This window comes from Oceanococcus sp. HetDA_MAG_MS8 (genome assembly GCA_019192445.1).
Lineage (GTDB): Bacteria > Pseudomonadota > Gammaproteobacteria > Nevskiales > Oceanococcaceae > MS8.
The window spans coordinates 434,432-447,285 of sequence record JAHCMK010000001.1; the positions used below are offsets into that span (position 1 = coordinate 434,432).

The following is a 12,854-nucleotide window of genomic DNA, read 5'->3' on the forward strand; positions in this document are numbered from 1 at the left end:
AATGCCTTATGCGCGTGGTGCAGGAAGCCCTCACATTTGACGATGTCCTGCTGCTCCCCGCCTACTCGGAATTTCTTCCGCGGCAGGTGAGCTTGGAGACTCGGTTAACCCGGGAGCTCAAACTGAACATCCCCTTCTTGTCCGCCGCCATGGACACCGTCACCGAGGGTCGCCTCGCGATTGCTCTGGCGCAAGAAGGTGGGATTGGCATTGTGCACAAGAATATGACCCCTGCGGCCCAAGCCGCAGAGGTGCGCAAGGTCAAGAAGTTCGAGTCCGGCGTGATCAAGGACCCAATTACCGTTGTTCCCAGCATGACCATTGGCGAAGTGCTGGCGCTTACGCGTGCGAACCAGATCTCCGGTGTGCCCGTTGTCGATGGTCGAGACTTAGTCGGCATTGTGACCAGTCGGGACTTGCGCTTTGAAACTCGTTTAGATGCGCCGGTGTCCTCCATCATGACGCCGAAGGAACGGCTGGTGACGGTGCAGGAAGGCGCTAGCAAGGAAGAGGTTCGCGCGCTTCTCCACGAACATCGCATTGAGAAAGTGCTGGTGGTGAACCCCGCATTCGAGCTGCGTGGAATGATCACGGTGAAGGACATCCAAAAGTCCAGCGATTTTCCGCATGCGGCCAAAGACGCGCAGGAACGCTTGCTGGTCGGTGCCGCCGTGAGCACGGCCGGTGATAGTGCTGAGCGAGTCGAGGCCCTCGTTAAAGCGGGAGTGGATGTCATTGTCGTAGATACCGCGCATGGTCACTCCAAAGGCGTCATCGATCGCGTGCGTGCCATTAAAACGGAGTACCCCAGCCTGCAGGTGATTGGCGGCAATATCGCCACCGGAGATGCGGCATTGGCATTAGCCGAAGCCGGTGCTGACGCCGTGAAAGTGGGCATCGGCCCCGGTTCCATTTGCACCACCCGAATCGTTGCCGGCGTGGGTGTGCCGCAGATTACGGCGATTGCCAACGTTGCCGAAGCTCTAAAAGACAAGGGCATTCCTTTGATTGCTGATGGCGGCATTCGATACTCCGGTGACGTGGCTAAGGCCATTGCTGCTGGGGCACATAGCGTCATGGTGGGCAGCTTGCTCGCGGGCACCAAAGAAGCGCCGGGCGACGTGGAGCTGTACCAAGGGCGGTCCTACAAGTCTTATCGTGGGATGGGCTCCATCGGTGCCATGGGCCAAAGCGAAGGGTCTAAAGATCGTTACTTCCAAGAAACGACGGAAGACGTAGAAAAGCTGGTGCCAGAAGGTATTGAAGGCCGCGTGCCTTACAAGGGGCCGCTGGCGGCGATCGTCCATCAAATGATTGGTGGGCTACGTTCCAGCATGGGCTACACAGGAAACGCCACCATTGACAGCATGCGTGCCAACGCCTGCTTTGCACGGGTAACCAACGCCGGTGTGCGGGAGTCACATGTGCATGATGTGTCCATCGTCAAGGAAGCCCCTAACTACCGCATGGAGTCCTAAGCGAATGCGCGACATTCATGCGGATCGCATCCTGATCTTGGATTTCGGCTCGCAACTGACGCAGCTGATTGCTCGCCGGGTTCGTGAAGCCGGTGTATACAGTGAAATCCACCCCTGGGATATGGATCCTCAGGCTGTGCTGGATTTCGCCCCCAGCGGCATCATTCTGTCTGGCGGGCCAGAATCCACTACCGTGGATGATGCGCCTACTGTGGCGCAGCAGGTCTTCGACTTGCAGGTGCCGGTGCTCGGTATTTGCTATGGCATGCAAGCCATGGCGCGACATTTCGGCGGTAGTGTCGAAGGCGGCCACACCCAAGAGTTTGGTTATGCCTCGGTGACGGCTACGGCCTCCAGTGCGTTATTTAGAGACATTGAAGACCGCGTTGATGGCGCAGGCTCGGGCATTCTGGACGTGTGGATGAGCCACGGCGACCGCGTCACGGCACTGCCGGCCGAGTTCGAAGGCATCGGCTGTACGCATGATTTGCCACTAGCGGCTATGCAACACCGTGAGCGGCCATTGTTTGGGCTGCAATTTCACCCCGAAGTGACGCATACCAAGCAAGGCGCGCGCATTCTGCATCGCTTTGTGCGGGAAATCTGTGCCTGTGATGGCTCGTGGACTGCTGGCAACATCATTCACGATGCAGTGCTCCGCGTGCGCGAGCAGGTGGGCGATAAGCAAGTGCTGCTGGGTTTATCTGGCGGCGTGGACTCATCGGTTGTTGCCGCACTGCTGCATAAAGCCATCGGTGACCGCCTCACCTGTGTTTTTGTCGATAACGGCCTGTTGCGGCTGAATGAGGCGGAGCAGGTGATGCAAACCTTTGGTCGCCATCTGGGCGTCAAAGTCATCCTGGCCGATGCCCGTGAGCGCTTCATGCAGGCCTTGGAAGGAGAGAGCGACCCAGAGGCCAAACGCAAAATTATTGGGCGCACCTTCATCGAAGTCTTCGACGAAGAGGCTGCCAAGATTCCCGGCGTTGAGTTCCTGGCTCAGGGCACAATCTACCCGGATGTGATCGAGTCGGCGGGTGCCAGTACTGGCAAAGCGCATGTGATCAAGTCACATCACAATGTCGGTGGCCTGCCCGAGCATATGAAGCTCAAACTGGTGGAGCCCTTACGAGAACTGTTCAAGGATGAGGTTCGCAAAATTGGCCTAGACCTAGGGCTGCCAGCGGAGCTGGTTCAACGGCATCCCTTCCCAGGGCCTGGTTTGGGTGTGCGTATCCTGGGCGAAGTCAGTTCCCAAGCGGCCGACACCTTGCGCCTGGCCGATGATATTTTTATTGCTGAGCTGCGTAAGGCCGGGTTGTACGACAAAGTCTCCCAGGCCTTCGCCGTATGGCTGCCCGTGCAGTCTGTTGGTGTCACCGGAGACGGTCGCCGCTATGCCCCCATTATCGCCTTGCGTGCCGTTGAAACGGTGGACTTTATGACGGCGCATTGGGCCCACTTGCCCTATGAGCTACTCGATACCTGTGCACGGCGCATCGTCAATGAAGTGCCTGGTATTTCTCGCGTGGTGTACGACATTAGCGGCAAGCCGCCGGCCACCATTGAATGGGAATAGTCCTTGCTGAGCAGCGGGCCTTCAATTGCGCGTTGTAGGGATATAAGCGAGAACTAAAGCGCGCCACGATTTGGTAAAGACGCCCTGCGGATCATGGCTGCTATAGGCCAGATGACGGCTGCGTGGAGTTAAACCAGCCGCACAAAGGCAAAAATGCTCAGCATGGCAATGCCGAATGCGATTTTTGCCGCCGTGCCGAGAATGAGGCCAACAGTGGCACCCACACCCGCATTGCCAGCTTGTTGCAGGTTTCGGCCACTGGATAGCTCGCCAATCATGGCGCCAATAAAGGGTCCGAGAATGAGGCCGATGATGCCGAAGAAGATGCCAACAAAGGCGCCGAGTATGGACATCCACACCGCTTTTTGCGACGCGCCGAACTTTTTGGCCCCCAGCGCCCCGGCAATAAAATCGGCAATCTGCGCAGCAGCCCCCAATAGCGCGAGGATGGTGAGCGTCCAAAAGCCCACATGGTAGAAATCTTCCATCCAAGCGGCCATCCACAGCCCGGCGAAAAGTAAGGGCGGGCCGGGAATGGCAGGGAAGACCAAGCCCACGATGCCCGTGGCAATAATGCCGAGGGCCAGCAGCCACAAGCCTATGTTGGCCAGTAATTCAGCGGTCACGCTGGCGAAACTCCGAAGTTGCGATAATGCCTATTGTCGCAATTTGTTAGGTCCATGACTGCTGCTTGCATATGGCATCGCCCGTGAATACCGTTGACGAAACCTGGATGCGCCGGGCCCTGGCCTGTGCGCAGGCTGCTGAAGAATTGGGCGAAGTGCCGGTGGGCGCGGTGTTGGTCGACGCGCAGGGCGAGTTATTGGCAGCGACGGGAAACTCTCCAGTTCGCGATTGCGACCCAACAGCGCACGCCGAAGTGTGTTGTTTGCGTGCCGCAGGGCAGGTGGCAAAGAACTATCGCTTTCCCGGAAGCACACTCTATGTGACCTTGGAGCCCTGCATTATGTGCGCGGGTGCCATCATCCATGCTCGGGTAGGTCGGGTGGTGTTTGGGGCTTATGACCCCAAGGCTGGCGCTGCAGGCTCACATAATGATGTGTTGCTGCGTGCTGGGTTGAATCATCAGCCGTTGGTGGAGGGTGGCCTCTTAGAGCCAGAGTGTTCGGCGCTGTTACGCAATTTTTTTCGGCGGCGACGCAAGGGCTAGGTCGATAGGCGTGGTCCTGCACCTAGCCTTAGCAGGAGGTGCTCACAATCCCGGCGTTTTTCACGCTCATCAAGTGCTCTGGCGAAGGTAAGCGCACTGCCTCTTCGGCTATTGATCGCACGGAGTCGCCACGTTTCGGCACCAAATAAAAAGGCCAGCCTCGAAGGCTGGCCTCATCACCCCTGCCGTGGGTTTAGAACATTTCCGAGCTGTCCGGAATATCGGGCTGCCCATCTTCGTTACGGGTTGGAATATGGTCGCCCGTGATCATCTGCGCATAGCTCATGCCAGGACCGACCATGGGGTACACACTCGCGTCGCCGTCAATGATCACCTCGAGGAAGGCAGGGCCATCGTAGGCAATAAACTCGGCGATCACTGTGGGCAATTCGGCTTTGTCTGAGACACGTTTTGCGAACTGAAACCCATCGGCTTCGGCAGCTTTGATGAAATCTTTGGAATGCAAAGACTTGTCCGATGCGGAGAGCCGGCCTTTAAAGAATAGCTTCTGCCATTGGCGCACCATTCCATCGCCATAGTTATTGAGCACGACGACTTTGATCGGCAGGCCATAGGTGGTCACGGTTTCCAGTTCGCCCAGGTTCATCCGAATGGAGGCGTCGCCGTCGATGTCGATAACCAGAGCGTCGGGCTGCGCAAATTGCGCGCCGACTGCGGCTGGTAGGCCAAAGCCCATGGTGCCCATGGAGCCAGAGGTCAGCCACAAGCGGGGGCGAGCAAAGTCGAAATATTGTGCAGCCCACATTTGGTGTTGGCCCACGCCAGTGGACACAATCGCTTGGCCTTTGGTGATGTTGTTGATTTCCTCAATCACCTGCATAGGCTGAATGGTGCTGGAGTCCCTGTCGTAGTTCAGGCCATAGGTGGCCTTGAGCTCCGCAATGTGTTGCGTCCAGTCGCTCAGGTCCTGCGCCGGAATGTTGGCTTGCCCATACTCCAGCAGGGCAGCCAAGGCGGGTTTGAGCAAACCTACATAATGCCAATCCGCACGCTTGACCTTGTGGATTTCCGACTCGTCGATATCGAAATGGGCAATGGCACGCGCATTGGGCGCAAACAGCTTTGGTACGCCGGCGACACGGTCGTCAAAGCGCGCTCCCACACAAATCAGGAAATCACAATCATCGACTGCATAGTTGGCGCTCGCCGTTCCATGCATGCCCAACATGTGTAGGCAGCGGGCCTCACGCGTATCGTAGGCTCCCAGCCCCATTAAGGTGGTGGTGACGGGAATGTCATAGTGTTCAGCAAGGGCTTTGAGCTCGGCCGCTGCATCGGCGTGAATCACCCCGCCCCCGGCGTAGATCAGCGGTCGCCGCGCGGCTTTGAGCAGGTCAAAAAAGCGGACGGCTTGCACCTGAGAGAGTTTGCGCCCGCTCACCGCAGCCATGCGTTGCCGATATCCAGGGATAGGCAGGCGTTCGAAGCCGTTGAACTCACCCTCCCAATTCTGCACATCTTTAGGAATATCCACGACCACAGGACCTGGGCGGCCTGTGCGTGCAATTTCAAAAGCGGTACGTACGGTGGATTCGAGTTTTAAGGGGTCAGTCACCAAGAACACATGCTTGGCGGCCGCGCCCATGATGTTGGACACAGGTGCTTCCTGGAAACCATCCGTGCCAATGGCGGCGGTCGGAACTTGACCACAAATCACAACAATGGGGATGGAGTCGGCCATGCAGTCACGCACGGGCGTGACAGTATTTGTGGCGCCTGGGCCGGAGGTCACCATGGCGACGCCCACACGCCCGCTGGCGCGCGCATAGCCTGCGGCCATGAATGCTGCGCCTTGCTCGTTGGCAGGCACAATCAAGGGCATAGGAGCGGGCTTATCGGCGGCTTCTGCCAATTTATTGAAGCGAAACACCGCATCGTAGGTCGGCAGGATAGCGCCGCCGCTGTACCCGAAGATGGTGTCAACACCCTCATCGGCCATGACTTGGACGATGATATCCGCACCGCTCATGCGCTCGCCGGCGCGTGGATGGGGGGCTTGGGGGCGTTGATCGTGATCGGAAGTCATGACGGGTCCTATCCGCAGCGAGTGCCAGGCTGGGCACGGTCCTAAAGAGCCGTGTAGGATACCGCACTGCGCGGCCGAGCCGGGGAGGTTTGGCCCAAGTTTTATTGCGCTGCACGGATGCCTGCGCTACCGTGGCGTGTTATTTCGCCCCAACACATCAAGACGATCGGCCTATGCGCCACATTATTTCAATTCTCATGGCCAACGAGGCCGGTGCATTGTCCCGCGTTGCAGGGCTGGTGTCCGCTCGCGGCTACAACATCGAGTCGCTGAACGTTGCGCCCACACAAGACGCAACAGTGTCTCGCCTGACAATGGTGACGGTGGGCTCTGATGAGGTCATTGACCAAATCAATAAGCAGCTACGCAAGCTGGTCGACGTCGTGGATTTGGCCGATCTCACCGAAGGCGCGCACATCGAACGCGAAGTGTTACTGCTGAAGTTGGAACTTCCGCTGACAGCGGTCGCTGAAGCCTTAGAGCTGTGTACGACTTTGGGCGCTCAGGCTTTAGATGACACGCCAGCGAGCTTTACTGTTGAGATGACTGGGGCTTCTGGCGAGTTGGACGATGCCATTGCGCGCCTGAGCGCCTTTGGTCCCATTATTGAGGTGGTGCGCTCCGGCGCCGCCGCCGTAACCTGCGGTACTGATGGGCTGAAAACGCCCGACTAAACAGTGACCGACCCTATCCATTAGCAAGACTGGTAATGCTATGAGCTTGAATGTGTATTACGACAAAGACGCCGACCTCAGCCTAATTAAAGGCCGTAAGGTGGCGATCATCGGTTATGGCTCTCAAGGCCATGCCCACGCTCTGAACCTCAAGGATTCCGGCGTTGACGTCGTCGTAGGCTTGCGCGCAGGCTCTTCTTCGGCGCGTAAGGCCGAAGCGGGTGGTCTGGCCGTGGCTACGGTGGCCGAGGCCGTCGCGAGCGCCGATGTGGTGATGATGCTGACCCCGGACGAGTTCCAAGCGCAGCTCTACGCCGAGGAAATTGCGCCCAACCTCAAGCAGGGTGCAGCTTTGGCCTTTGCGCACGGTTTCGCTATTCACTACAACCAAATCGTGCCGCGTGCGGATCTGGATGTGATCATGATCGCGCCTAAAGCGCCTGGCCATACGGTGCGCTCCGAGTTCGCCAAGGGCGGCGGTATTCCGGATCTGATTGCCATCCATCAAAACGCGTCCGGCCAGGCTAAAGAGTTGGCTCTGAGCTACGCTTCGGCCATCGGTGGCGGGCGTACCGGCATCATTGAAACCAGCTTCAAAGACGAAACTGAAACCGACTTGTTTGGTGAACAGGCTGTACTCTGCGGCGGCGCTGTAGAGCTGGTGAAAGCTGGTTTTGAAACCCTGGTCGACGCTGGCTACGCGCCAGAAATGGCGTATTTCGAATGTCTGCACGAGCTCAAGCTCATTGTTGACCTCATGTATGAAGGCGGTATCGCCAACATGAACTACTCCATCTCCAACAACGCGGAGTATGGGGAATACGTCACCGGGCCACAGGTTATTAATGATGAGTCACGCAAGGCCATGAAACAGGCCTTACTGGATATTCAAACGGGTAAATACGCCAAAGCCTTCATCAGCGAAGGTATGACCAATTACCCCGAAATGACAGCCATGCGTCGCCTGAATGCAGCGCATCCCATCGAGCAGGTGGGCGGGAAGCTGCGTGCGATGATGCCCTGGATTCAGGCCAACAAGTTGGTCGACAAAGAGCACAACTAAGGGTACGGCCCTCGCGGCCTACCCACTGAGACCTTTGCTCACAACGCCGTCCTTACCAGGGCGGCGTTTTTTTTGGGCATGCGTTTTACAATGCCGAGCATGTTTATCAATCTGAGCTGGCCTTTTGAGCGCTGAACTGGACACTGAAGAACGCCCACAACGTCCGCGTAAAGGGTTTTACCTACTGCCGAACCTGTTTACCACGGCCACTTTATTCGGCGGTTTTTATGCCATCGTGGCCGGTATGCGTGGTCGCTTTTCTGACGCTGCCCTGGGCATCTTTGCAGCCATGGTGGCCGATGCCTTAGATGGACGCGTGGCTCGGCTTACGAATACCCAATCCAGTTTCGGCAAAGAGTACGACAGCCTCGCCGATCTGGTGGCCTTTGGTTTGGCGGCAAGCTTGGTTATGTATCTGTTCAGCTTGCAGTATTTGATCGGGGATATGAGCCTGGGTGGCAAGCTGGGTTGGTTGGCTGCTTTCGTTTATGTGGCTTGTGCCGCACTGCGCCTGGCTCGGTTTAACGTCAACGCTGCGCTAGACGGCGGTAAAGGCGACTTTTTTGGTTTGCCTTCGCCCTCAGCCGCCGCTTTGATGGCCGGCTTCGTCTGGGTGGCAGATGATTTTGAGATTGCAGGGGAGATTCTGCGCTGGCCGGCGTTATTCATCACGCTGGCTGCTGCCGTGCTGATGGTGTCGAACGTGCGCTATCCCAGCTTCAAGCAAATCAAAGTGGCAGAGCGTGTGCCCTTTGTGTATTTGCTGATCATGCTCTTGGTCTTTGTGCTCATTGCCTTCGACCCCCCACGGGTTCTGGGCGGCATGTTTTTGGCCTATGTGGCCTCGGGCCCGGTGCTGTGGTTACTGTCCGGGCGCAAAATTCGGCGCAAAGCCTGAATCTAAGGCATAGCTTGTGCATAATGCAGGACATGATGTCAGTGAACACCACCGCCGCAATAGTGCTAGCCAAGGGCTGGCTTACGGCGTTGCGTGTGCGACTGCTTCTGCCCTGCGGGGCATAGCAGATGACGGCCGGGTGGGGCCCAAACCACCGCTACCCATGAATTTTTCGCACACCCTGCATGAACAGGTGTTCGTATGACTGACCAATTGATTATTTTTGATACTACCTTGCGCGACGGCGAGCAAAGCCCCGGCGCGTCTATGACCCGTGACGAAAAGGTACGCATCGCCAAGGCTCTGGAAAAGATGCGTGTTGACGTCATCGAGGCGGGTTTTGCCATCGCCTCGCCAGGTGACTTCGAGAGCGTCAAGGCGGTTGCCGAAGCGGTGTCCGAGTCCACCGTATGTTCCTTGGCGCGTGCCAGTGTCAAGGATATTGACGCGGCGGCCCAAGCCCTAGAACCAGCGCAACGTCGGCGTATCCATACCTTTATTGCAACCTCTCCCATCCACATGTCCAAGAAGCTCAATATGAGCCCGGATCAAGTGGTTGAGGCCGCAGTGGCTGCTGTGAAGCACGCCCGCCAATACACGGACGATGTGGAGTTCTCGCCGGAAGACGCCGGACGATCCGAGCCGGACTTTCTGTGCCGAATTCTGGAAGCAGTGATTGACGCGGGCGCTGGCACCATCAACATTCCCGATACGGTGGGCTATACCTTGCCGCATATGTTCGGGAAGTTGATTGCAGATTTGCGCGAACGCATTCCCAACAGCGATAGGGCGGTGTTCTCGGTGCATTGCCATAACGATTTAGGCATGGCGGTTGCCAACTCATTGGCTGCTGTGCAAGCCGGCGCCCGTCAGGTGGAGTGCACCATAAACGGCTTGGGGGAGCGCGCTGGCAATGCCGCCTTGGAAGAAATCGCCATGGCCGTGCGTACTCGCCAAGATGTGTTTAACTGCAATCACGGTTTGGACACCACGCAGATCATGCAGGCTAGCCGCTTAGTGAGTGCCATCACCGGTTTTCCAGTCCAGCCCAACAAGGCCATTGTTGGTGCCAATGCTTTCGCGCACGAATCAGGAATCCACCAAGATGGTGTGATTAAAAATCGTGAGACCTACGAGATCATGCAGGCCAGCGATGTGGGTTGGGCAGCGCAGCACATTGTGCTGGGCAAGCATTCCGGGCGTAACGCCTTTCGCACTCGCTGCGAAGAGCTGGGCATCGAGTTCGATGGGCCCGATGAACTCAACCAGGCCTTTGCCCGTTTTAAGGTGCTGGCAGATCAAAAGCATGAAATCTTTGATGAGGATTTGCATGCTTTGGTATCGGATGTGGCTCAAACCCAAGAGCGCATCAACCTGCATGAACTCACCGTAACCTCTGCGACGGGTTCACGGCCGACGGCTGATTTGGCGCTGCAAGTTGATGGTGAAGTGATCCGTGCTCAAGCCCAGGGCGACGGTTCGGTGGACGCAAGCTTCAAGGCCATCGAACAGATCATCGATAGCGGATGCCAGCTGATGTTGTTCAGTGTGAATGCCATTAGTCAGGGTACCGATGCGCAGGGCGAAACCACTGTGCGCCTGGGCCGGGACGGCAAGGTGGTCAATGGCCAGGGTGCGGACGTAGATGTAGTCGTGGCCGCAGCCAAAGCCTACGTGAACGCCCTGAACCGCCTGGATCAGCTCGGTGTTCGGATTCATCCCCAAGTGGGTGAAACCATCTAATCGATGGCTGTAGCCGAGCGCCATTATCAAGCATTGGGGTTACGCCGCTGGATACGCGAATCCAGCGGCGACTCTCTTATGGCACAGGACGAGCAGGTATCGGCTTCCTCACCGCCAGAGCCTGTATCGAGGGTGCAGGAGCGCGCTGCAAGCCCCACTCCAATGGTTCCTGAGACTGCCGCGGAGAGCAGGCCTGTTGCCCCGCAGGTCGATCTGAGCGTGGAGGGCTCCGCATGGGACCGCCATGCACCGCAGGAACAAGCCCCCCCGAAGACCCCGCCAACTCAAAGCACACAGACTGTCATGGCCGCTGACCCCGACTTAAATGCCCGCATCGCTCAGATGGACTGGTCCACGCTGCGTGCTGAGCTCAAGCGGCGTAGTCGCCCACCCGCAACCCAGGGGGTGTTTGGCGTCGGCGAAGAATCTGCGGATTTATTCGTCATCGGAGAGGCCCCTGGTGCCGATGAGGATCGGTTGGGGGAGCCTTTTGTAGGCCGGGCAGGCAAGCTTTTGGATGCGATGCTGGGGGCCATACAGCACGATCGCGCACGTAACGTATATATCGCAAATATCTGCAAATTTCGCCCGCCTAATAACCGTGACCCTCGCCCGGAAGAGATCAGCGAGGATATTCCTATCTTGCTGCGGCAGATTGAACTGGTGCAGCCTAAATTGCTTCTGGCCGTCGGGCGCATTGCCGCGCAAACTTTGTTGGAGTCCACTGCGCCCATCGGCAAGCTGCGTGGCAAAGTCCACCAGCATGCGGCGAGCACCAAGCCTTTGGTCGTTACCTACCATCCTGCGTATTTGTTACGGAGTCCCTTGCAAAAGGCAAAGGCGTGGGACGACCTCAAGATTGTTCGAGATCATCTGCGCGATCGCTCATGATGCTCAGGCCTCTGCAGGCCACAGACCGGCAGTCTATTGCCGCTTTAGAGCAGGCAGCGCAGGTTTTCCCCTGGACACTGGAGCATATCGCAGCGATCCCTTCCAACATCGATGTGGGCTGGGTGATTGAGAGCCAGCAGCAGCTTGTTGCCTGGTTGGCGGCCAGAATCATTGCCGATGAGGCCGAAATCCTGAACATGGCGGTCTTGCCCAGTCGGCGGCAGCAGGGCCTAGGACGTCAATTGCTGCACACCTTGCTCGCCCAGGCCGATGATTCAGGGGTGGAGCGAGTCTTTTTAGAGGTACGCCACAGCAACCGGGCTGCGCAGGCCTTGTACCGAAGTAGTGGCTTTGTGCAGTGCGGTTTGCGCAAAGACTACTACCGCTTAGGGCCCAGTAGCCGCGAGGATGCCCTGTTGATGCAGCGGCTGCGGTCTAGGTCTGGATAATGCCTAACGCTGTTCGACCTGATGCGCGATCCACCAGCTGAAGTTTGGAAACCATCGGCGTAGCGCCAAGGCGATGCGGGTCATGAGGGAGGGAAAGACCCAAAAACGTCCATTGGCGAGGGCTTTATCGATAGCGTCTAAGACCTTCTCGGGAGGAATTGGCGGCACCAAGTTAAAGAGCTTGGGCCATACCGTGTCCCGCGCTTGATCTAGAAGCGGGGTGTTCACCGCAGGCGGGCACACGCAGACCATCTGCACCCCGCGTCCTCGAGTTTCATGATGAAGCACTTCGGTGTAAGCCACCGTGGCGAACTTAGACGCGTTATAGGCCCCGATATAGATCGCGGGTATCCAGCCGGCGAGGGAGGCGAAGGACACAAAGCTGCCGCGCCCTCTCGCTAACATCTTGGGTAAGGTGGCCTGTGCCAGGTTGATGAGGCCGCCGTAGTTGATGTCCATGATCTTCTTTTGCAAAGCGAGGGGCTGTTCCAGCGCTTCGCCCAAAGGCATGATGGCGGCAGCCGACCAAACCTGATCGACCGGCCCCCATTCCTCTTCCAAGGCATCCACGGCTTGGCTCACCGCATCTGCATCACTCACGTCGACCTGAGTCACCCGCACTCGATCGTCCTTGGCATAGCTGGATAAAGGCTCAATATTGAGATCCCAGGCTGCGACCCTTTGTCCGCGCCCGAGTGCCCGCTGTAGAGCGAGATGGCCCATGCCACTAGCCGCCCCTGTGATGAGCACGATGGCCCCTTGAGTCATGATGTGTCCCCTGTTGCTCAGCAGCATCGCAGCAATGATCCGACTGCCGGCGGCCGAAGGCCTCTGCCAGTCGCACCAGACTATTACGCGTGC

The 12,854-nt window shown here is 57.7% G+C and carries 12 protein-coding genes; 9 read left to right on the top strand and 3 right to left on the bottom strand.

Features of this window, described 5'->3' with window-relative positions; all coding sequences use genetic code 11:
* Positions 1-8 precede the first annotated feature (8 nt).
* Positions 9-1,478, top strand: a complete 1,470-nt coding sequence (guaB, locus tag KI787_01715) for an IMP dehydrogenase (GenBank protein MBV6628648.1) — start codon at positions 9-11, stop codon at positions 1,476-1,478.
* A 4-nt stretch (positions 1,479-1,482) separates the two neighbouring features.
* Entirely contained in the window at positions 1,483-3,057 is a 1,575-nt protein-coding gene (gene guaA, locus KI787_01720; GenBank protein ID MBV6628649.1) for a glutamine-hydrolyzing GMP synthase, read from the top strand.
* Between the two features lie 128 nt (positions 3,058-3,185).
* On the opposite strand, the gene KI787_01725 is transcribed toward guaA, so the two are convergent.
* On the bottom strand, positions 3,186-3,659 hold the full coding sequence (locus tag KI787_01725) for a DUF456 domain-containing protein (protein MBV6628650.1): 474 nt from the start codon (positions 3,657-3,659) through the stop codon (positions 3,186-3,188).
* Positions 3,660-3,754: 95 nt separating this feature from the next.
* Between KI787_01725 and tadA the strand changes: the two genes are divergently transcribed.
* Positions 3,755-4,228 carry a tRNA adenosine(34) deaminase TadA gene (tadA, locus tag KI787_01730; GenBank protein ID MBV6628651.1) on the top strand — a complete coding sequence of 158 codons (474 nt, stop codon included), beginning with the start codon at positions 3,755-3,757 and terminating at the stop codon, positions 4,226-4,228.
* Between the two features lie 193 nt (positions 4,229-4,421).
* Here tadA and ilvB read toward each other — a convergent pair whose 3' ends face one another.
* Positions 4,422-6,275 (bottom strand): biosynthetic-type acetolactate synthase large subunit, encoded by a 1,854-nt coding sequence (ilvB, locus tag KI787_01735; GenBank protein MBV6628652.1) that lies wholly within the window; start codon positions 6,273-6,275, stop codon positions 4,422-4,424.
* Between the two features lie 173 nt (positions 6,276-6,448).
* On the opposite strand from ilvB, the gene ilvN reads away from it, so the two are divergent.
* The 6 genes from ilvN (at position 6,449) to rimI (ending at position 11,993) form a co-directional block, all read left to right on the top strand.
* Positions 6,449-6,949, top strand: coding sequence for an acetolactate synthase small subunit (gene ilvN / locus KI787_01740; protein ID MBV6628653.1), 501 nt, complete (start codon positions 6,449-6,451; stop codon positions 6,947-6,949).
* Positions 6,950-6,995: 46 nt separating this feature from the next.
* A complete protein-coding gene (gene ilvC / locus KI787_01745; GenBank protein MBV6628654.1) occupies positions 6,996-8,012 on the top strand; it encodes a ketol-acid reductoisomerase in 1,017 nt (338 codons plus the stop codon).
* A gap of 136 nt (positions 8,013-8,148) precedes the next feature.
* Positions 8,149-8,910 carry a CDP-diacylglycerol--serine O-phosphatidyltransferase gene (pssA, locus tag KI787_01750; GenBank protein MBV6628655.1) on the top strand — a complete coding sequence of 254 codons (762 nt, stop codon included), beginning with the start codon at positions 8,149-8,151 and terminating at the stop codon, positions 8,908-8,910.
* 201 nt (positions 8,911-9,111) lie between these two features.
* On the top strand, positions 9,112-10,653 hold the full coding sequence (locus KI787_01755) for a 2-isopropylmalate synthase (protein ID MBV6628656.1): 1,542 nt from the start codon (positions 9,112-9,114) through the stop codon (positions 10,651-10,653).
* 78 nt (positions 10,654-10,731) lie between these two features.
* Complete coding sequence (locus tag KI787_01760) at positions 10,732-11,544, top strand: uracil-DNA glycosylase (GenBank protein MBV6628657.1); 813 nt, start codon at positions 10,732-10,734, stop codon at positions 11,542-11,544.
* Positions 11,541-11,993 (top strand): ribosomal protein S18-alanine N-acetyltransferase, encoded by a 453-nt coding sequence (gene rimI, locus KI787_01765; GenBank protein MBV6628658.1) that lies wholly within the window; start codon positions 11,541-11,543, stop codon positions 11,991-11,993. The genes KI787_01760 and rimI overlap by 4 nt, the downstream gene beginning before the upstream one ends.
* A 3-nt stretch (positions 11,994-11,996) precedes the next feature.
* Here the strand turns inward: rimI and KI787_01770 are convergent, their stop codons facing one another.
* The gene (locus KI787_01770) at positions 11,997-12,761 is read right to left on the bottom strand and encodes an SDR family NAD(P)-dependent oxidoreductase (GenBank protein ID MBV6628659.1); all 765 of its coding nucleotides are present in this window, start codon (positions 12,759-12,761) and stop codon (positions 11,997-11,999) included.
* Positions 12,762-12,854: the final 93 nt, after the last annotated feature.